General features: G+C 43.7%; 14 protein-coding genes. 1 reads left to right on the forward strand and 13 read right to left on the reverse strand.

All coding sequences use genetic code 11. From position 1 onward, the window contains the following. Positions 1-30: 30 nt before the first annotated feature. The 13 genes from N6A79_RS11285 to ubiG form a co-directional block, all read right to left on the reverse strand. Positions 31-1,635 carry a formylglycine-generating enzyme family protein gene (locus tag N6A79_RS11285; RefSeq protein WP_268546009.1) on the reverse strand — a complete coding sequence of 535 codons (1,605 nt, stop codon included), beginning with the start codon at positions 1,633-1,635 and terminating at the stop codon, positions 31-33. Next, a complete protein-coding gene (locus N6A79_RS11290) occupies positions 1,625-2,818 on the reverse strand; it encodes an ABC transporter permease (RefSeq protein WP_268546010.1) in 1,194 nt (397 codons plus the stop codon). The genes N6A79_RS11285 and N6A79_RS11290 overlap by 11 nt, the downstream gene beginning before the upstream one ends. Continuing rightward, a complete protein-coding gene (locus N6A79_RS11295; RefSeq protein ID WP_268546011.1) occupies positions 2,815-3,555 on the reverse strand; it encodes an ABC transporter ATP-binding protein in 741 nt (246 codons plus the stop codon). The genes N6A79_RS11290 and N6A79_RS11295 overlap by 4 nt, the downstream gene beginning before the upstream one ends. Positions 3,556-3,592: 37 nt before the next feature. Continuing rightward, on the reverse strand, positions 3,593-5,614 hold the full coding sequence (locus N6A79_RS11300) for a vWA domain-containing protein (RefSeq protein WP_268546012.1): 2,022 nt from the start codon (positions 5,612-5,614) through the stop codon (positions 3,593-3,595). Then, on the reverse strand, positions 5,611-6,804 hold the full coding sequence (locus N6A79_RS11305; RefSeq protein ID WP_268546014.1) for a hypothetical protein: 1,194 nt from the start codon (positions 6,802-6,804) through the stop codon (positions 5,611-5,613). The genes N6A79_RS11300 and N6A79_RS11305 overlap by 4 nt, the downstream gene beginning before the upstream one ends. A 262-nt stretch (positions 6,805-7,066) precedes the next feature. Next, on the reverse strand, positions 7,067-9,766 hold the full coding sequence (locus N6A79_RS11310) for a virulence factor SrfC family protein (protein ID WP_268546015.1): 2,700 nt from the start codon (positions 9,764-9,766) through the stop codon (positions 7,067-7,069). A gap of 113 nt (positions 9,767-9,879) precedes the next feature. Then, entirely contained in the window at positions 9,880-12,987 is a 3,108-nt protein-coding gene (locus tag N6A79_RS11315; RefSeq protein ID WP_268546016.1) for a virulence factor SrfB, read from the reverse strand. A gap of 225 nt (positions 12,988-13,212) precedes the next feature. Continuing rightward, complete coding sequence (locus N6A79_RS11320) at positions 13,213-14,922, reverse strand: hypothetical protein (RefSeq protein WP_268546017.1); 1,710 nt, start codon at positions 14,920-14,922, stop codon at positions 13,213-13,215. After that, a complete protein-coding gene (locus N6A79_RS11325; protein WP_268546019.1) occupies positions 14,919-17,072 on the reverse strand; it encodes a S1C family serine protease in 2,154 nt (717 codons plus the stop codon). The genes N6A79_RS11320 and N6A79_RS11325 overlap by 4 nt, the downstream gene beginning before the upstream one ends. Positions 17,073-17,474: 402 nt before the next feature. Then, positions 17,475-18,209 (reverse strand): glycerophosphodiester phosphodiesterase, encoded by a 735-nt coding sequence (locus tag N6A79_RS11330; protein ID WP_268546020.1) that lies wholly within the window; start codon positions 18,207-18,209, stop codon positions 17,475-17,477. 380 nt (positions 18,210-18,589) lie between these two features. After that, on the reverse strand, positions 18,590-19,000 hold the full coding sequence (locus N6A79_RS11335; protein WP_268546022.1) for a group III truncated hemoglobin: 411 nt from the start codon (positions 18,998-19,000) through the stop codon (positions 18,590-18,592). Positions 19,001-19,079: 79 nt separating this feature from the next. Continuing rightward, complete coding sequence (locus N6A79_RS11340) at positions 19,080-20,141, reverse strand: hypothetical protein (protein ID WP_262078685.1); 1,062 nt, start codon at positions 20,139-20,141, stop codon at positions 19,080-19,082. An 89-nt stretch (positions 20,142-20,230) separates the two neighbouring features. Further along, on the reverse strand, positions 20,231-20,977 hold the full coding sequence (gene ubiG / locus N6A79_RS11345; RefSeq protein WP_268546023.1) for a bifunctional 2-polyprenyl-6-hydroxyphenol methylase/3-demethylubiquinol 3-O-methyltransferase UbiG: 747 nt from the start codon (positions 20,975-20,977) through the stop codon (positions 20,231-20,233). Between the two features lie 814 nt (positions 20,978-21,791). On the opposite strand from ubiG, the gene mdh reads away from it, so the two are divergent. Continuing rightward, on the forward strand, positions 21,792-22,754 hold the full coding sequence (gene mdh / locus N6A79_RS11350) for a malate dehydrogenase (protein WP_262078687.1): 963 nt from the start codon (positions 21,792-21,794) through the stop codon (positions 22,752-22,754). Positions 22,755-22,769: the final 15 nt, after the last annotated feature.

Consider the following 22,769-nt stretch of genomic DNA (forward strand, 5'->3'; position numbering starts at 1 on the left):
ATTTTGCTAAAGCATCTTTGCCAACAAATCCTAATCAAACCATGGATGGGCGCCGATAAGTTTATCGACAATGGCACGGGTTTGGGTGACGCTGCCAGCATGATAATCGGATATTTGCTGCATAGCTTCATCGACATAGCGCACCAAGGCTTGACGCTTTTGCTCGGTCAATTCACGCTTAACGATATCGCCTTGAACTGCCACCTTATTGCCCTGATCTGTTGCAATCTGCACGATAGAATCGGTATATATCGTCACAAACATATCAAAATTTTCACGTTCACGCTTAAAGCGCGTCCTTGTGCTTTCCTTCAAGTCAGCAGGAAAATCAGGATCGTTTAAATTCGCATAAAAATTATCAAGGGCGCGCGAGGCCAAATGTAATTCGCGTGCCGACATGCCAGCATTAAAAATCGCACGGCGTAAACTGCGATTTTCAACGTCATTTCGGCGTGTAAACTCGGTTTCCAAACGTGTACGCAAGCCAGCAATTTCTGTTTTCAAAGGCCCTTCAATCCGCGCTTCAATTTCTTGCAATTGCATACTAGGTTGATTGGCGGCATCGCCCTCTACCTGCTTGCTTAGCTCTTTAAATGCCGCCTCTAAGCGCTCCACAGACGCTAAATCGCCAATCGATGGGGTGCTAATCACCAATCGGAAACCAGCCGTGCGGCGGCGCATTTCACCTTTTGAATCTTGCGAAAAAAATGGATATTCATCACGACGAGACGATGTTAAAGTTTCTGGATTATCTAAGAACGAACCACCGCGCACAACAAAACCACCAACTGCGCCATGCAAGCGATCAAGTCGGGTTAAGCGAAAAGGATCAAGCATAATTTCTTCAGCATTTCCATAAAGATCATAAAGACCAAGAGGATTAGGATTTTTTTGGCCAATTGGCTTTGCTTTACCGCTTGCTGATTGTGCGCCATTATACCAAGCATAATCATCAATAGAGCCATTGGTAAAGAAGCGGCTATTGCTACGTTCGGCTGCACTAACCGATAGGCCTCCACGGGTGGCAAATTCCCACTCGACTTCGGTTGGTAGGCGTACATAGCCGTTTTGTGCGCCAATTGCAGTTAGCTGGGCTAGATCATCTTTATAAAGCCAAGCATTTAAACGGCGGGTAAATTCCACCGCATCATACCAACTAATACCAGTTTCAGGTAATGCATCAGGCGGCCCCATACGGGTTGGACATTTTTCGGGACTATCTGCCATCACCGCTTGATATTGCGCATGGCTAATTTCATATTTTCCCATTAAAAAGAAATTGCCGCGCTCATTAGTTAATGCACCACTAATATGCTCTTCACGGCGATATTCCATATAAGCGCGCTCACCCTCAGTCGCGCCAAGGCTTACTGGACTGTCGCTCAAAGGTGCACTGGCAGAATTTTCGTCCATAACCACTGTTTGTACAGCACGAAATACAAGTTTGCCATCACAGGGCAAGTCAATGACAACATCGCCATCGGCAGGCTTTGGATTCCAAACCCGCGGTGTCCATTCAGCAGAAAGTGCAGTGCCGCTTAAAGCCCCCCAAGATAGAGCAACAATACCGATAGCAGTAACGCGGTGACGCCAAGATTTGAACGATGAGAAAGTGGGATTAAATTTATTCAGCACGTAGAGCCCCTCCCGGTGCAACAGTCACAAAACGCCATGCCGATAGCGCAGTGACGATGAGAATAAGGAACATGGTTGCCAAGCCTGCAGCAACAAGCTGAATTGGCTCCAAATAACAATTGGCCGCACCACTGGCAAGACCAAGGGAAAATCGACTATTGATAAAATCTGCAAGCCCCAAATAAAGTCCCATTGCGGTTAAAAGCCCAATGAGGCCGGTGGTTAAACCAAAACCGGCAACGAACCAAAATATTGTTGCTCGCGATCCCCCCATAAGGCGCAAAAGCGCAATATCACGGCGATGCTTATCAAACACACCTAAAATACTGGCACTTGCCGCACCGAAATAAGAAATGATCAGTAGGCTTGCGACCACGGCAATAATACCATTTAATGCTTTTTCGATGGAAACTAGCTTTTCAACATCAGCCGCCCGCGAACTTACCGGATAGCCCAGATCCTCAATCGATTGGGCTAATTTGGGCACAAATTCAATTTGCTTGGCATAAAGACGCAAATTAGCATGGCGCAAATGCCGCTCGGATATGGGGCGGCCCGCAAGCTCTAAGCGATCAATCGCAAAACCATCAAGAAATGACTCAACTTCTTCAACCAATGTGGCATTGACAATCGCCTGACTGCCTGATGCTTGCGCGGCATCAATGAGCCCAGTAATTCTTAATTTTTGCGCCAATGTTAGCCGATCGCTTTCACGTTGCGTTCGTAAAATTACTTCATCGCCAATTGCCACTTTTAAACTATCGGCAACACGTTTTGAAATAACCGTTTCACCTAACTTTGGTGGTGCAACATTTTGCGGTAAAAGTGGATCACCCTCGCCGCCCGGCAATAGCGAGATTGCCTCCCGCCCACCATGACTTGCAGGTGATAGCCAAGCGCGCGCTGCAAGGCCGCGGGTAGTTGGTTGAAAAAAGCCAACGCCTTCAAGACCTTTAATCTTGGCAAGTTCTGCAACTCCCAAAGGATGATCACCAATAAGTCGTATTTCAAGATTACGTGGGTCGTTGCGCAATTCATTAACAAGCGCGGTCAATGTACCACTTTTTAAACCCCAAAGCACTAGAATGGGGGCAAGCATAGCAGCAAGCACCAAAAGCGATAAAAACGCTCCGCGTGGATGGCCAAAAATTGTGCGAAGCCCTAGATAGAAGCCAAGCCTCATACCGAAACCTCGCTTGTTGTGTCATATAAAACTGCTTGCGAAAAACCAGGTTTGATATTTTCGCGCTCAACCTTTACCAAACTAAAGCCATGACGCGTTGCCAAGCTAACATCGTGGGTAATCATTACAATGGCAGTGCCAGTATGCTCGGCAACACTGGTAATCATCTCCATGCAAATATTGGCGGTTTCATCATCCAATGCACCAGTTGGTTCATCACACATCAAAAACGCCGGCCGATGAGCAAGCGCACGAGCAATCGCTGTTCTTTGTCTCTGCCCTATCGACAAATCCTTGGGACGAGCATCTCCATCATTACCAAGTCCAACTGCTTGCAAAAGCGCCATGATATAATTATCATCGCGCCGCCCTGCCAATTTTTGCTGAACGGCAACATTTTCCTTAACCGTCAAAAAAGAAAAAAGCGGGCTAGTTTGTACAACATAGCCGAAAAGATGGGCACGCAATTGTGCAAGCCTTGCATTTTCGCGGCGAATAGCTTTGGCACTAACATCAATTGTGCCAAACTCATCGCCAATAAGCTCGAAATAATCAGATGTTTGTGGGCGGCTAGCAAGAGCCAATAAATCCATTGCGGTTGTTTTGCCTGATCCCGTTGCCCCAACAATTGCTTTTTTATCGCCTTCTTGTAGCGAAAATGAAGGAATATGAAGACAAAAAGAACGCTCACGATCAGTGAGCGTTTTTGTCATGTTTTCAACAACAATACGAGCCAAAACAATGTCCTTAATTTGTTACCATAAAGGCAAAGGATCACGGTAAGCGATCAAGTGAAATAGTTGTGACGAACTCACCAGCCGCAGCATCAGACTGCAATTGCAACCAAGCATTTGGATCATTGTGCACCCGCTCATAAAAAGCAAGCTTCGATTTTAAGTCCAAAATACGATCGCGTTGCTGAGAGGCTGGCATTTGTACCCAATCCTCAGGGGTAAGGTTAAGAATTTGACTGGTATAGGGTAAACCTTCCAAATATTCGCCAAAAGCGTCCCCTAGCGGCGCATCAGCTGCCAATTGCCGTGGATCATTAGAAGCACGTGCCGCCAAATCTCGAATATCACGGAAAAATTCCATTGGATCGCCGCTCATAACTTCACTGCGATTAACAATAGTGCGCAACGTTTCAGATAAGGTTGAAAGTTGGTTTTTGGTGAGCATGATACGAATATCAAGGGCTGGTTTAATAGCCGGTTGGTCAAAGTCCCGATCTATCGTCCAAGCTTCATAAAAAGCTGGTGCGGCCGCATTTTCGCGCCGTCCTAAAAATTCAAGTTGCATGGCGCGGCTTGCGCGCGCAATTTGCGCCGGTGCTGAATTATCATCTTCAGCCGGTGCTTCAGTTAAACGACCAGCAGCAATATTATTTAAATCGGTTACAATTTGGGTTGCGGCTGGACGGATTTGATCAATAAACCCTGATACATCGGTCGTCGTAATTGGCGTATAAAGGGTACCACCAGCAATACGCGACAAGCGGCGATAGGCATCTTCAGCATATTGATGGTCGCGTGCGCCTTCAGGTGTACGCACATGCAAAGTGGTGATGCGGATACCTTTTTTGCGGGCTAACTCATTAATTTCGTCAACAAATAAAGAGCCCGCAAAATTATCGCCATGTTCTGGTTTTCTTGGACCTGCGTCTGTAATCAAGATCATATATTTTAAATCAAACGCATCCCAATCGCCGGCCTCAAGCCCTGCAAATACGCCGCCAAGGGCATCTTCATTAATACCTTGGGTTGAGCGAGTTGCCGTTTTCATTTTGCTAATTTCGGTTACAAAATCATCGGCGGTGGCAGTTGGCGTCAAACGCTGAAATACTTTGACATGATAGCCAATACCGCGATTGGTTGTCTCATTTTGGCGAAAACCAATAAGACCAAAATTGATTGGCTTACCTGAATCTTCAATATCCCCCTTCAAGGTTAAGACGGCATCACGCGTTGCATCAATATAAGGCTGCATCGAAATGGTTGTATCAATGACAAACATCACGCCAGTTTTAGGCTGTTGATTGCCTGCTTGCTGCGCATTTGGATCATTTGCCGGTTGGTTAGGTGAATTGGGGTTTTGCTGTACCTGATTTTGTGCCGTTGCCGGTGTTTGCTGAGATTGCCCGCTTTGAGTAATCGAACCAACCCCTAAGAATGTGCCTTCTGCATCATCATGCAACCATCCTTTTTCAAAATCCAAAATAGGCAAGAGATAAAATTTTTCATCAATTGACGGAATATTTTCAGGTTCCAAAGCGATAACTGGACTACCTTGTTGCCCTGGATTTTGACGAAGGGCTGCAATTTTTTCTTTAACGTCACTTGCACCAATCACATTAACAAGCTTATTTTTATCTGCAAAGAAAAGCTGCCTTTGGCGGCCAACTTCGACGCGATTATTAAAAGCTGCAACAATTGAGTGTTTCCAATCGACCGCAAATTCTTGTTTTATCCAACCCTGCGTTGCGCCGCGGCTATTACCTGCCACTTCCAAAACACCATTTTGACGAGCAAAAACATAATAAATTTCAAAGGCAGGTAATGGCTTACCAGCGCTATCGGGTGAATTGCTTTGCGGCAACAAAATTGCGCCCGGCTTAGTGACGATGCGTTGATAAAGGGTTTGCCGCCCTTCTTGCTTTAAAGCTTCACGGTCAGCATTTTGCGCATTAACCTGCGTCAATGACAGTATTGCAACGAGCAGGCTTACAAACGCAAGACCTACGAGGCGACCCAAATATTGAACATAATTTGGCGCTAAAGAGCGAAAAGCATGGTTCATTGGCAGTAATCCTGAAAGGTTGTGCGTTCATCCGCTGTACCAGAATAGCGTTTTTCACGTAAATTATTGCAAAGACGGGTTATATTTTCACGCATGGTAGCATCTTGCTCGGCCAATTTGGTCCAGCTTTCAAAAGCACGGCGAATATTGGGAGGCGTTATACGATCATTGCCGGTGGCATTTGATGTTGGATCATTAGCCTTGGCATACCACTCAAGTGCTGCACGATTGCCTCTTTCACCAGAACGATAAATTGCTTCAAAACCAATATCAGTATTGCCACCCTCATCATTGCGTAAAGTCCGGCCAAGATCAAAAAGTCGCTGCGGATCAGTATCAGGTGCGGTGATAAGTGCGCTCCAGCCATCAGGGCCAAGCGCAAAATCTCGTTGAACCTGTGTTTGCTCAACGACTGGCTCAGGTGTTGCTGGATCTGGTGTTGTTGGATCTGGCGTTACTGGTGGTTCTTCTCCACCAGTAACGGGCGGTGTTGCCGGTGAACCACCCGCAACCTGTTCTGTGTTTTGATTTAAAAATGAACTATAGATAAAATATCCACCAGCAATGATAGCAACACAAGCAATAAGACCAATTATCACAAAAGGCACAACCATTGATTTTTTCTTTGGCACATTGGCACCAAAATTATTTTGGCCAGCAAGAGCAGCATTTACAGCACGTTTAACATCTTCATTCTTTGGATTTTCATCGGTTTGCGGTTGCCGAGGTGTGCGCGGTGTCTCCTCAAACATTTTAATCTCAGGCTCTGGTTCCGGCTCATCCTTTGGCTGAGGTGCTGTCGGCTCTGGTTCAAAAACCGGCTCAATCTTTTGCGCTATTTTTGCTTTGCCGCCATCAACCACACTGTTTCGGCTCTTTTTAGGAGCCGGTGTCACAGGAGGCCAAAATGCAAAAAACGCAACCTTACCAGCCTTAACGGTTACGGCTTCACCATCAAGGACATAATCCACCACATCGGGCCCAAGCAAAACACGTGCGCCACTCGCCATTGGGTCAATTTGTATAGGATCAATACCAAAAGATTGCGCCTGCCAACCATTGGGCCCTAGATTACCTGCAGTATCGGAGTCGCGTGTAATATAAATGACTGCATCATCAGCAATAGGTTCATCGAAAATCAACCATGCATGACCGGGGCCAAATTCCAGAGCGGCAATGATCTCAGCCATTTTTTCCTCTTCCACATTAATTTTAAAGATGACAAATCTTAAAATAAGTTTGCCTATTACAAATACAAGTTACCCAAACTGTAAAGACCTTTCCATTTGAAAATGGAAAATAGTTTTTTACGCACAGTAATTTAACTTATACTCTGCTCATTTTAAAACCTTAAATGTACAGAGTATAGTGGTTTTCTAATTATTCATCTTTTGTATTTGTTTTTGAGCAAATCAAATACAAGCATCATAATTTATAACTATGCAACAATCGCTATTCGACTGGATGCAACGCATCAATAATTCGCCCCAAAGCTGCATTTTGTTCGATATCTATGGTTAAACCCTCTTCACTTTTAGCATTATCACTGGCAAGTGCCATAAAGGCAATCGCCCAATCTTCTAGCGTTGTGAGATAGGGTGTTGCAGGCTCAAGACCAATATTTTTTGCATTAAACGGCGATGGACCATAATCAAAGACAATGCGTGGTGGCTCGGCATAGTCATTTTTGGGGCGCTCATTCTTTTCCATGAGTGAGACACCAAGATCGGCGATAAAGCGATTAAGAAAACGCTCACTCACCAAAGCCGCTTTAGAAATTTGCTCATCACGGCGATCAACAAAGGCTACGCGCTTGATAGTTTCCGCCATAATATCAGTCATTTTTAGGCGTTTAGCAGCAAAAACGATATCATCAACCATTTCGCGTAAGTGGCTAGGATCCATCTTAGTTTCAATCAAGAAATGCGGATTATCAACTTGGCGATAAAGATGGCTTATCCAAGTTGCTATGGCTGCACTAACAAATTTCCCCTCACGGCGATTATTGGCGCTAGGCTCAACCGGTACCGCATCACTACTCTCATCGCCGGTATTTTCTTTTTTCTCCCAAGGACGCAAACGGCGCGGCGCGCTTGGTGCTGCCACCGCATCCTGGCTAATAGGGTGGCGATCCATTTCAATCAAGGCTTCATAAAGTTGATCGGTAATGCTAGCATTATCAAGCATTAAACCACGAAGCAATGTACCAAAACGGTGATAGTTTTCCTCTGCCGTATAAAGAGCGTCGACCACATTGCGTGCAATTTCTTCACGCTCTGCTAAGCGTTTGCCAAGATCTGTTGTTGTATAAAATGGCTTTAATATTGCTAATAAATCCATATTTAACTTGTTAAGGCGGAAAGCAATTTGTTGATATTTTATCTCTGGGCGACAAACGGGGGCAAGGCTTTTAGCAATATAGCTCGCACCGCCATCATTAACCCGCATCATTTCATCAAAGGCAGTTTGTGGGTCGTTAAAATGCTCTTGCACATAATCGGTTTCTAAAAACCCATCACGCAATTCTTTGACCCAATCCTTACGGTCTTCGCGTATATCCACCTCACGCCCACCATCAAAGGTAAACATATCGGCATTCATAACATTGGGATTACGCATTAAAAACATATTGCGAAATGGCTCATTCGGTGTCCATTGTTTGACCCATGAATCAGGACTTGAGCCAAAAGGCTTGATCAATGATGCCATCATCCGCCCTTCAAACCGCGTTTTTAACCCCATGGAAGAGTCATTGGCCTTTTTTTCAAAATGCATATCAAAACGGGTTAATACAAAGTATAATAGTGGCGGTTTACCAATACGTTCATTTGGCCGCGCACCATGGGTGGTTGCAATCCAATTGGCTGCAACATCGGCAAGCTGATTAACATCTAGATTGCTTTCTTTAACGCAAAACAGCATGGCGGTAATATCTTGCTCATTGCAGTAACGTTGAAAAAGATATTCAACCTTACCGCGCAAAATAAGCGAAGCCATGGTTTCGCGCGGCGCTTCGCTTAAAAAACGCGCTAAACCTTTTGTGCCGCCTTCATCATCTTCGCCGCTGCCTTGCGGCAAACCACGGGTTCGATAGCCGGGAAAATCGAGCAAATCCGTATGCTCGAAAAAAGGCCAAGGATTATCAGCAAGGTTAATCAATAGTTCGGCAGTAAGGGCGGTAATAATCGGCTTATTGAGCGCAACAATTTTACCATTTGGCGTTGCTACATCAAGCTTAACCGCATCTTCTTCAATAATATCACTTAAGGTTTCAACATCAAGGATAGATTGCTGGTCTTCTGCTGAAATATCAATAGCACTAAACGGTACAAATACTTCTTCAGCAAAATTCAAGCCTTGCAAGCTTTTTACAAGATTAAGATAAACATCGCTGATTGCCTGATGACGACCCCATAAAAGCGATAAAAATTCTGCGAGTTTTGGCAAACTAAGACGCGGCGCAATATCTGCTGCAACTACCCAAAATGAGCCAAGACGTTTGGTTAATTCAAACTCGGCAAGGGTTTTATTAAAATATTCTTCCAAGCCCCAAATATCTTCAATGGTAAGACCATTAGGCTCGCCACTATCACCTGCACCTTGTGCCACCCCATTACGAAAAGGCGCAAGAAAAGCCTTAATTTCATCTTCTGTTGGCCAAGTCTCATATCGCCCTGGTTGACCATCAAAAAAATAGGCATTGGCAAAAATTTTGATGAGATCTGCATGGCTTAACAGCCGCAAATGCACAGGAAAACCATCGGGAGCAGCTTTTGGATCACGAATAGTAAAGCGGGTTACAAGACCGGTTGCTTCTTTACCGCGATCTGGATTAATCGTTGTAATATAATTAACTGGCTTTTCCATGCCTTGGAAACGCGCCATTAAAGCGTCGCCCTTACGGGCTAGCACTGAAATCAAGTGTGATTTTCCCACTTGGCTTGCACCAAATACCGCAACCGCCATTGGCCGGCGAGCAGCTTTCGATAACTGACCAGCATTAACAATACCAAGGCGCAAGGCGCGCTCAAGACGGGCTGCTTGATCGCCAACCAATGCGCGATTATTAGCCTTTTGCAACCAATCAAGCGCCGCACGTGCAGTCTCTTTGGTGGTATCGGCTGCCAAGCCCAAATTATCATTCGCCTTCATGCTACTTACCTATTGCAAGTGGTTTTAACCAAAGCCAATTAAAACCACGATAAAACAACTATAATCTTTTGTGACGAAATATTGCGTTTATTTAAAGTGCAATATTTCACATTTTATAAAACCGTTAATGTGCCAGAATCCAGCCAATATTCACTTGATTTATCATCAAGCTGCAAAGTACAGAATGTCAAATTGATGGAACGGCGTACATCACCGCCATTAGCATCCCATGCTTCTCTAATAGTCAGCTCTTCTTTAGATGCCTCTTGTTCTAACACCGACGCACTATCGCCGCTTTCGTCCTCTTGCACCTCGCGAGCAATGGTGATTTCAATCGGACGGGGAACATTGCCAGCTCCTTCATCAATCGATAATTGATAAAGCGGGTTGGTAATCCAGCGTTGCAATGGCAATTGTCTAAACCCTAACCGCGCACGTGTGTAAATTTTTAACTTATGCTCGGCTTCAACAGCGCCATTTTGCTGCAATTCTTCAGCCGTAAACAACACCCGTGATTGCTCAAGAACGCCATCACTGCCGAGCTCACCAATATAGGCAGCAGTGGAACGCATTTGCAATTTATGGGTTTGCAAGCTGAAATTAACAATAGAGCCTTCGGCTAAAGCACAAAGCATTGCGCCAACAACAGCTGTGGTTTTAGGATCACCAATCGTCACATCACTGCGCGAACGGAATGGATACCAAATATCAACCCGATACCGATGTAATGGTTGTATCTTATCAGGAGTAACGGCAAGGCTATTTTCCAAATATTCGTGAATAGCCGGCAAACGCGATGGCCGACCTGAAAGCAATACTTTATCACAATCAAAATGGCTAATGGCTTCACTTAAGCAATCAAGCGCGATTTGCAACGTTTCATTGATTGCCGAGCGTAAACGCTGGAAATCAAGATCAATTGGTGTGTCGCCAATATTAAAATCAACCGCGCCGCCGACACGTGCTGCTTCATGAACATAAGCAAGGTCAAGATAATTATCTTTAAGTAAGGCTGGCACCAATTCATCAAGACGCTTGGTATGAATGGCTTCATAGCGGTCTTGCCCAGATTCTTCATAGGCTGACATAAGCCCAAGGGCTGCTGGCATTAGAACTTTAATCACCGTTTCGCGGCGCTGATCCTTAATCTGCTCGGCCATATTGGAGCGGTCACCACCAAAAAGCTCATTTAAAATGGCGCGTGGATTACCTGCCCCACATGCGCTTAATTGACGTGAAATTGCCGGTAAAATTAACCGCTCAATCACCGATTTTGTAATATCATCACCAGCAATACCAATGCCTTCACGGAAAGTTTGCACAGGAACCAACGCGCGATCATCATTTTGATAATAGGTAGTAATCATCAAATCCGATGTACCGCCGCCAATATCAATACTGGCAATACGTAATGATGGTTCAAGCGGTGTATCTGGCTTAGGCTCTTGCCCAGCTTCAAAACGTTGGCGCGGCTTACCGAACAGATCAAAATATTCAACAATACGTCCACCAAAGCGGCGACTTATTTCGCTATAGAGCCAAACAAATTGAACACAGGTTGCCTCATCCCATGATACTTGTACCGTTGGGCGAGCAAGGCTTGGGCTTGAAGATTGATGCCAATCCATCAACTCCCATAAAAGATTAACCGCTCCTTCAACCCGTGAGCGCATAAGCCGTTGTTCAAGCGTTGGCAAAGCTGATGGCAAGGTCATAATCACGCGGCGCAAACGGCGCGGTGCATTGCTTTGCTTACGTTCGGCACGCACTTGCGGATTATTAATCATGGCAATGGCTTGAAATAGAATTTCAGCAATCATTAAAGAATAAAGCGATGAGCGAGAATAGGATAAAGCCGGACTTGGCTGCATTAATTCGCTATCACTTCTTTTGCCATAAAGCCGCTTATATAAAGCACGATCTTTGCGTATTTGCGAAATCACATCGCCATTGCGGTTTAAAAACCGCCGCACAATGCGGCTAATTGGCGGTGCAGCACCATCAGCCAAATATTGCGAAGCTGGAAAACGCCAAGACTGGTTAACTTCTTGCACATCCCATAAATAGCGTTTTGGGCTAGATATACCACCAACAGCGGCAGTACCACCCTTGATTGCGCGTAGGCGCGATGCTTCTGGCCCAACCCGCACAACACCTGGCCATAGGAACGCCCGTTGCCGCCCCGATAGACGTGACAATGTATCATCACCAAAAGTGGCTTGTGAAAACTCGATATTACTATCAAAAGGTTCACTATATTGCAATTCTGGACGCTCAAGATCACGTAAAGACAAAATCATCGAATTATTAAGATCGACATTATCCTCATTAGGGTAATTCTCAATCAGCAAGCCGCAAGTACGGCTATTGCCAATATCAAGAACGAGGTCAACCTCAACCGGCCGTACATGAGATTGCCCTGAAATTGTATCCATAAAGCGCACTTTTGGAATCGTGCAACCTATACCCAATAACTCAATAAAAGCAAACCAACGCGCCGCATGTTCAAGCGCAAAACGCCGATCACTCTCGCGCAGTTTGCGGCCTAATTCTGTTTCTCGATGGGCAACAAAAAGATTTTCAATCCAGCTTAAAGCCCAGCTTTGAAAATCCATTTCCTCACCGCTAATTGGGTGCTTGCGTGGATCGCCCAAAAACCAACCATTGCGGCTAATCATGCTTACAAGAGAAAATTCTTGCGGATTAAGAATATCATTGGCAATGGGCGCCGTATAAGGCCATGGTCGTGATTGCGGATCGCCGCTACCGCCGCCATGCTGTTCCACCGCTGTATCAAAGGCAAAAACCGCCATATGCGAAGGTGCATCTGCATCATCGCTATGCGGCGCTTTAATAACCCTCACCCGCGACCAATTGGTTGGGCCAGTGTCATAATTTTCTAAACCATTAGCATCACGTCCTGGCAATGCCCGTAAAAACGGCAATGGTACCCATTGATTTAAAAATGGCTCCAAGGCTTTATTTTTATTGACCGAATATTCCTCATCACCCTCTTCGCTAAAATAAGGCGCATCTGCTTGCGGATCAATTTCATTCCAGCCTGGAAACAGCCGGAACACTGGTTTACCGTCACTACGCACTTCCATGCGCTTTTCAATAAAAGGCCGATCAAAACGGCTAATTTTATCAAAAGCAAAAGGCAGCGTTACAAATTGAATACCGCTATTTGGAACAAGAACAATATCTTTTGGCTCGATCATTAGGTGTGCTTCATTCTGTTTTAATTGTTAAATCCGAATGGTGATACGGAATAAAATAATATTCTTATACTTTGTTCATTTCAAATCCTAAAAATCTGCAAAGTATATATCCTTTTTATCATTGTTCGCTTTTTTCCACTTGATTTTCAACCTTAACCAAATGCGCTTTTGATAAAAAATATACTCCGTTCATTTAAATGGAATTCACGGAGTATAATTGTTCAATTATGGATTGGTAATGACATAAATTTGCCTTGGGCTACGACGACGCGAGCCATTGGCAACACCATCAATGATCTTATCCTCAACTTTGGACTCACCAGTTTGCGGATCCACAATCGTTTTACGAATACGCAAACGGAAAGGCGTATTGGGACGCGGATCACCATGATTGTCATAATAATCTACATAGACAGGAATCTTTGGCGGAATCTTTGATGGATCACTCCAATAGATATTTTCAACCGGCTCACGCGATAGCATATCAGGGCGTTGGTTGGCATCACGGTCAAGCGTTGCACCACAACTTGAACGGCGTTTAAAATAAACGCGCGTGCCATTGGGACAGCGGATTGATAAGTCAAGATCAGATTTGCCCTTCCAGATAAGGGTAATTTGCAATGCACCCGTTCTTACCCCTGACCGATTAATCACATCATCAAGTTCACGCTGACGCTCAGTTTGCTGTGGTTGTTCGGGTGTTTGTTCAGGCTCTGCGGGCTGTTCAGGATCAGCAGGTTGTTCTGGCGGCGTTGGCTGAGGAGGTGTTGGTTGCTGCGGAGTTTCTGGTACTGGTACAGGAACAATTTCCACACGCTGCTCCGGCGCATTACCGCCATTTTGTGGCATAATAATTGTAATATTAGGTTGCCCATTATTGGGCCCAGAACCATTGTTGCCACCATCATTACCGCGATCAGCACGTTGTTCTGGCTGGCCATTGTCAAATGGATTTCTACCATCATCCGACCTTGGATTGCCATTGCGACGATTATTTGCAGGTGGCTCATTGGCTGCTTGCTGCTCAATACATTCTTGCTGCCTTTTGCGGGCTTCATCTTCAAGGTTGGTTATTTCCTTGTTTAAATCAGCAATTTTTTGCAAGCTCGGATCGTTATCACTACCAATTTCAACCTTTGGTCCATTGACCACTGTGCTCCAACGGTTAAGCGCCGACGAACTCAATAAAAGCCAAATGAAAATAAGGGCGAGCAAAGCACAAAGCAGCCAAAAAATAAGGGCAAGCCAATTAAAGGGGCGTTTTGCAACAACGCTATTATGATGATAGGTGGTTGTATGCACCACATGTTCAACATTATGGGTTTGTTGTGATTGGTTTGTTTGCGGCGCATTTGTTGGTGTTGATTGTGCAACGGTTGGTTGACCTGCCGTTGGCTGCTCTGCATTAGCTTGCGCAGGGCTTGGTTGTTCAACTGCCTGACTACTACGCACCTGAGCAGCAGTACCGGCAGTGCCAACGGCTGTAAGCCCCAAGGATCGCTGCTCGTTTTGCGCCGAAACATAGCCCCAGCCAACGAGTACTGGCTTACCATCAACGTCATAAAGCCAACCGCTATCTGGCGTAATCATCGCATTACGCAAAGCTTTGGCAATTTCCTTATCACCACGCGATCCTTGCTCAAGACGGTTTGCCAAAGTAATCACCGACATTTTGCGGCTTTCGGCCGCGCTTAGCAATGCCGATTTGCTTTGTGGGTCAAGCTCTTCCATGGGTTGTGGGCGGCTATTGGCATTAACATACCAATCAACCTGTGCACCATTACCTGAAGGGATAGGTTCTGCCAAAAAATTGGCATAATCATTGCCAAGCTCGCTCACCAAGCGGTCGGTCAATAAGGCGTGATCACGTTCACTAACCGGACCAACAGGACGCAAATTATTAAGCAGAGTTATTGCAAGACGAATATTGTTCATTGTGCATTCCCCTGTTGGTTAGAAGATTGATTGCCCGAATTGGCTGACGGCCGAGTTGACTGATCGCTTGATGGTTGATTTGAAGATTGGCTACCATTGGCTGCCCCACCACCTGCAGGTGGCGTAGAAGGTGTAGTTCCCGTTGCAGGACTTTGCGTACCGCCATTAGCACCACCACCAGATGACGGCGCCGGACTTAAAGGTGGATTAGCTGCACCATTATTACTATTACCTGTTGTAGGCGCTGCATTACCACTTGTGCTTGGCTGTGTTGATGGTTGTCTGGCATCTGGTGTTGCAGTATTTGGTTTTGCATTGTTCGGCTGCGCATTGGGTGCCGCCGGGCTGGTTGGCGCAGCCTCGCCATTGGTTGCACCCTCACCAGTAGTTGCCCCCTCACCAGTAGTTGCCCCCTCACCAGTAGTTGTTGGTGCGGCTTGCGCTACAGCAGGCTGTTGCGCTTGCGGATTGCACTGGGTATCATCAAATTTAAAAGCCACATTGGAGCGCTTTAAAAAGCTGGTCAAGGTACTGGTGCGCTGTGCAAAGCTCAGTGGTGAATTTTCTGAACCGCCAGAGCGCAAAAATGTATTAACCCCAACAGCACGACCACAATAATCGATGAGTGGCCCGCCACTATTACCGCCAGAAATTGCTGCGGTGTGCAGCATCAATTCCAAACCTTCAATGCCTTGCTGGAAAGTAGTTACCATGCCTTGCGTTACCGCCATTTCAGGAGCGGCAGTCGCATCACCGCGCAACAAGCGATGAAATACTGTGTCGGTTTCCATAATAATACCAGGGAAGCCTGCAGCAATAACACTTTCACCCTTGGCGGTTTTTCCAGCAATAGCAAGCACTGCAGGAGCGCGGGCACCGCTCACTCTTAAAACAGCAAAATCAGGAGCACCGATTTGCGCTTCACCGCGCGAGCGGGCGACAACTTTGGCATCAATCGTTTTACCAAGCTCCTTATTAATAATTTTAACATTTTGAGCTTCACCAACCACATGCAGATTGGTTAAAATATCGGTTTCATTGATAAAGAAACCCGACCCCATACTGCCGCCTTCATCGCTATCATCTTCCACCATAATGAGAACGGTTGCCTTTTCGGCATGGGCAATTGGTCCACTGGTTGGCACAACCAACGCGCCAGAAATATCTGGCAATGGTAAATTTGGATCAATCGCGCTAATTACGCCATCACCATTATTACCTGATCCACCACCTTGGGTACGACCTGCTGATTGCGGACCAGCTTCAGGTATTGGGCAACTAAAACCACTTAAACCTTTTTTTAATTCATCACGGCGTGTTTCCAACAAAGCAATAGCTTCATCTTTTTCAGTTGATGAAACCTTAACCCCAAGATTGCTAGCCGGCAAAAAATAAACTAGCAATAGAAGTGCAATAAGAAAAAGGAAAACCCCAGAGAAAATAAGCGGTAATAAAAAACCACCTCTTGATGGCGGTGCGGTGACATATTGATGTGTCTCATGCACGCTTGTTGCATCTGGATTATGGTTTTGGGAATTTTGGCTTACTTGCGAGCCTTGATGCTGATTGCCATCATTTGCAGCCACAGTCTGGCCTCCTATCAAAGGGGTGGAAAGATCGCTATCAGTGCTATGAAAAGGCAAAACAGCCTGAACACCAATCACATGACCTAATCCATTATTAAAATGATTTATGCGTGTCTTTTCGTCTTTACTAATGGCCTTTGGTAAAAGCCCCCAATTGGTCAATATTGGGCGATTGGCTACCAATAATAAATCTTGATTAATATCAGCAATGTTAAACCAACGCTCTACAATTGGTAAAAGAGGCGTTGCGGCAAAAATAGTCAAAATATTTTGCCATTCTTTTTGCAATTCTTGGGCAACCCTTGCTTTTGTGCCCTCATCAAGATCTAGCCAGGTAATGGCATTACCATGCTCGTTGCAATACCAAGAAACAACATCACCACTATTATCACGCGTTTCACTAATAAAGGGTTTTGCAAAAATAAAATGACTATTAACAGCACTATGGCGAGAAAAATAGGCCTCCACCTCATCAAAGGAATGAACAACAGCTTTTCTTTCAAAACAGGCATAGTCAAACTCTTGCAAATTATTACTTTTTAAAAAGCAGTTGAAATTATCCATTTCGCCCCCTTTTTAATTGCTAACAACAATAAAAATAATAAATGCTGCTGTTTTGTTTGCAAATGCCCCGCCCCAATCCCGTCACCGATAAATAAGTCCTATAGTCAATAAATGCCAATAGGCTTTATAAAATAGTCTAGAAAAAGTGAAAGCAGATTACTTAAGAAAAATCAAGAAACAAGTTTAACTATCCATAAGTGTTTACATTAGAAAACCTATAAAATATTACAATTTTATGCAAAGAAATTAAATTTTATGCATCATCCTAATATTAGGAAAAATTAATATAAAAGTATTTTTCTTTTTTAATTCTATTTATTTAACAAATTTACGGCTAAATTTTAATGCAAGATACTTGCAATGTTAGCCCCACAAGATAGTGGGGCTAAATAACAACTATAACTATGAAGCCTTACAAATTTCCTTACGCATTTTTAAAGCAAGGTCTGGCTGATCGGTAGTAATATATTTAACTGGTTGCTTGAGCCAATGTGCAAGCCTTGCAGGACCATTAATTGTCCACACACCCAGTTGAAAACCTTCTTCAATTGCCGCCTTGGCAAATTCAACCGAAGTTGCACTGCCGTTAAAGCTTAAATCACGATAGCCCTTATTGCGACAAACGGCAAAATAAGCAGCAAAATCTTCTGGCATGCGCTCAACACAAGGGCCAGATGGAACACCTGCGTCAATAAATGGTTTTAAACAATCACCATCAAAACTAATCGCTGATGTGCGATTGCCCATTTTATGCGCTTCAATCAAAGCCAATGATTTTTGCGCTAAAACTAGTTCTTCAGCCTTATTGCCGCGAGTCTTTATCTCAATATGTAAACCAAGATTGCTTGGTGCCAAAGCCTCAAGCACGTCTTCAAGCAAAGGTGGCGCTTCATGACCGCCGCTTATGCGCAAAGCTTTGCGCTCGTCATTATTAAGCTCGGATATATCATCACTTCTGCCTGCCAGTTGCTCAAGATGAAAATCATGAAAAACCACGACTTCACCGCTTTTTAGCAAATGCACGTCACATTCTACTTCATCAGCACCAAGCACGATGGCATTCATAAAAGCCGAAAGGCTATTTTCTGGTGCAAGTGCTGCACCTCCGCGATGGGCTGTAATTTTTGGCTTATGCATAGCAACCTCTTATTAAACAATAAATAGTTAATTACTTTAAATAATCACAAATGATAATGGACCTTAGGGTCAGGACCTATTAATTTGAACGAAATGGCGTGAGAAAAGTTTTATGAGAACCCAAAGATTAAATGCGAGAAGAGCCTCTGAGAAATATAAATATTTTCAAGGCTCCTCGTCAAAGCTATCACAAAAAGTAGCATATCCTAAAAGGACACAAAACAGTTATAATCCACAGCAATGTAAAGCTCAAATGGGTATACCACCCACTTTTTACTTTCCTCCCCTTTATATTTTTAATTATATATTTTTGCTGTTCATTGTGCTTGTTTCTTTAGATTCATAGCTTCTCACCCTAAATCATAAATCAAAAAATTATTTTAATCCTTATTTCGGTAATAGCGCTCGCCATTCATGGTTGAAGCACCATTAAAATGCGCAACACCCATTTCTAAACTTTTAGCGATATGGGTTGCCTTTTGCTTAAAGATTTCTGCATCATGAGGTAGACACAAATCATCTACCGTTTGCCTAAAGATATCAAGCCAATGATCAAAATGCTGCGCATCAATATCAAGCACGACATGTTTAGGCATTGGCCTCCCTTCATAACGACCACTATGCAGCATCACCGCCGACCAAAAGGCAAACATTTGCTGTAGATGCGGCTCCCAATTTTTTATCTTTTCTTCAAAAATTGGGCCTAGCAATGCATCGGCTCGCACTCTATCGTAAAAATGTCGCACTACGGTTTCAATCAATACTTCGTCAACTGCACTGGTTTGCGTCATTCTTACTTCCCTTCATTTTGCTGACAAAATTTTATCAAAACCAAAATCTGTTTAGTTTTAAGCTTGTCATCATGTCAGCCTAATCTTCAATACGAACTCGGACGGCAAAAATATCAATTTCATATTCAGGGCCCAATAAAGCGCTTTGTAAAAAGAGTTGGCCATTATTATTAATGTTCTGCGGAATTTCAACCGAAAAAAGCAGATCTTCTCGTGTTTGGGGCAAATCAAAATTACGCTTGCCACAACTATTATCCAAGCCAAAATCACAGGTAATAGCAATTTGTGCCGTTGCATCATTGACGCTACTTGCAATCACATTAAAATAAACTGTTTTACCACGCAATTGCTCAATAACGCCCTCACCAACGTCAATGACAACTTTATCATCAAGACTATTGGCTTTAAAACGCAAGGCACGATTATTACCTTCACCTTTTATTTGCGCCTCAGCACTTCCTTGCACTGAAAAATCATTAATTCGTGATGGATCAAAAACCGTTATCCAACCACCATCTTGGGAAACCTGTGCTTGATCGGTAATGGTCGCCGGTGGATTGGATGTTTGTGGGGTTGCATCATCAGGGCGATTAATGGCAGTAAGACTATTATAAAACGCCCAAGCCACTAAAACCAACAACAGCAATAAAACCATTAAAATAAGGTTGGAACGCCACCAACTATGGCGCTTTTGTAGCCTTGATGCTTGCCCCCCTGGTGGTGCAAAGCCCAATTCCTCTGGACCAACACCACTAGTCTTATTTTGACTGGCCTTTTCATCTATTTCTTGCAAAATGCCGTTTTCAATATCTTCGACCATGCGATCGGCATCATCAATGCTATTACCAACTTGCGGCCGCCTATCTTCAAAAGCTCCGTCATCAAAAGCTGCTTCAATTGCGTCATCTGGCGATGTTGTAGGCACATCATCAATTTGACTATATTCACTCTCAATTTCTTGGATAAGCGTGGTAAGCATATTACGCAAGGCATTACGATCTTCATCGCTTAAATGAGGATCGCCAATAATTGACCTTTCATGATTTTCCCAAACTGCACGATAAACCTGCTCACGCAAATTATCGTTAGATGTGTCAATTTTTTCTAACGTATGACGTATAACTTGCTCGATATTTGGCAAAGAAGACCCCTTCACACGACTCTTAAACAAAAGTTTCAACCAATATGCTTATAGCTATCCACCCTATCAAAAAGGCTTTGATAGCTAAATTACTTTAAGCGGCGCGCCAATAGCATATAATTTGCATCCATATCGCGTGAGCGATTCCAGCTATCTTTTATCGGGTTAAATGTAATACCCAATTCGTCGATAACTGATAGACCATTGGAGCCAAGCTCTTTCTTTAGCTCTTCAGGACGCAAGAATTTGTCATAGCTATGCGTGCCCTTTGGCAACCACCGCAAGACATATTCAGCACCAATAATTACCAAAGCCCAAGCTTTCAAAGTACGATTAATTGTTGCAACAAACATCAACCCTTGCGGCTTCACCATAGCAGAACATGCCTCCATGAAAAGATGTACATCGGCAACATGCTCAACAACTTCCATATTAAGGACACAGTCAAATTTTTCGCCTGCAGCAGCTAGATCTTCAGCTGTCGTTGCGCGATAATCAATAGTAACTCCACTTTGATCCGCATGAATTTTTGCAACTTCAATATTGGTTGCAGAAGCATCTGCTCCCACAACATAAGCACCAAGACGGGCCAATGGCTCGCATAATAGCCCACCACCACAACCAATATCCAAAATACGCAACCCCTCTAGCGGTAGGGCCGCCAAAGGATCACGATCGAAAGCCAAACAGATTTTTTCTTTAATATAAGCAAGACGTGTAGGATTAAATTTATGCAAAGGACGAAATTTACCTTCAGGGTTCCACCACTCGGCCGCAATACGCGAAAAACGCTCAACTTCCGTTTCATCAATAGTTGTACGGCCAGCCTCTGCCATGATAGTCTCCTAAACACTTTCAGTATTATCAATTTATATTATAAATAAGGGTGATATTTTATCCCAATTTGCGGATAAATATTCGAGCCATTTTTACCACAACCGAGTTATCTTTACTAGTCAACCTTATAACATGCTTCTTGGCTGCCAAAAAAGATAAGATACACATATAACCCTTTTAGATTATATATATAGAAATTCAATTAAAATTAGTACCTTATATAATGTAATTTTAGATAATTATCTTTTTCAAAGCCGTTTTTGATAAAGAATACTTCTGATAAAAAAAGTGAAAAAAAACATTTAACACATTAAACCAAATGGTTTGGAAATTAATAAACACATAAAAGTGATTATAAACCAAAAACACCTGAATCAATAAAAAAAATATATGGATAATAATGTCACTATTTTAAGCAAATTACTTACGTTAACGTAAACTGCTACACCTTTAAGCCTTTGTTTTTATTACAATCATAATAAATTGTTGTTTTTTTCTAAAATATAACCTATAGAATTTTATGTTAGTCTTTTTCGCGGATATTTTTATGCTTTTACTATGACTAATTTTAAAAAATTAGGTGCGATTATGCCTTAGTCATATTAAGCATTAAAGATGAATTTGGATATATCATGAAAACTTCATGATGATACCATAATTCTAGGTTCATCATTCGTGAAAACTGACAAGTGAATAAATGTCGAGTCTATAGGCTTTTAAGTTTAACAATTTGGCAGTATTCGGGATTTGAGGAAACCTTTGGTTAACAGCATTGAGCATTTTGCTCATACAAAGTTTGAGGAAGAGACCAAAATGGCACGCAATAAAATCGCATTAATCGGATCAGGCATGATTGGTGGCACACTTGCCCATATGATCGGCCTTAAGGAACTCGGCGACGTTGTTCTTTTTGATATTGCAGAAGGTGTTCCGCAGGGAAAAGGGCTTGATATCGCAGAATCCTCACCGGTTGACGGTTTTGACGCACATTTCAAAGGCGCAAATGATTATGCTGCTATTGAAGGCGCCGATGTTGTTATCGTAACCGCCGGTGTACCTCGTAAGCCAGGCATGAGCCGCGACGATCTTCTTGGCATCAATCTTAAAGTAATGGAACAAGTTGGTGCCGGCATTAAGCAATATGCGCCAAACGCTTTTGTTATCTGCATCACCAATCCACTTGATGCGATGGTTTGGGCATTACAAAAATTTTCTGGTCTTCCTGCCAATAAAGTTGTCGGTATGGCTGGTGTTCTTGATTCTTCGCGCTTCCGTTATTTCTTGGCTGAAGAATTCAACGTATCGGTTGAAGATGTAACAGCATTCGTTCTTGGTGGTCATGGCGACTCCATGGTACCACTTGCACGCTACTCAACTGTTGCCGGTATTCCTTTGCCTGATCTTGTTAAAATGGGTTGGACAACTCAGGAAAAGCTTGATCAAATCATTCAACGCACCCGTGATGGCGGCGCCGAAATCGTTGCACTTTTAAAAACAGGCTCGGCCTTTTATGCACCAGCTGCATCAGCAATCGCTATGGCTGAATCTTATCTTAAAGATAAAAAACGCGTTCTTCCAGTTGCCGCTCATCTTTCAGGCCAATATGGTCTTGATGATGTTTATGTTGGCGTACCAGTAGTTCTTGGTGCTGGCGGCGTTGAGCGCATCATTGAAATTGAGCTTAACAGCGAAGACAAGCAAGCATTTGACAAGTCTGTCAACGCGGTTAAGGGGCTTTGCGAAGCCTGTGCAACTATTGCACCTAGCTTAAAATAAGAAATTGATCCGGGC

This window comes from Bartonella sp. HY761 (assembly GCF_026743145.1).
Taxonomy (GTDB): Bacteria; Pseudomonadota; Alphaproteobacteria; order Rhizobiales; family Rhizobiaceae; genus HY038.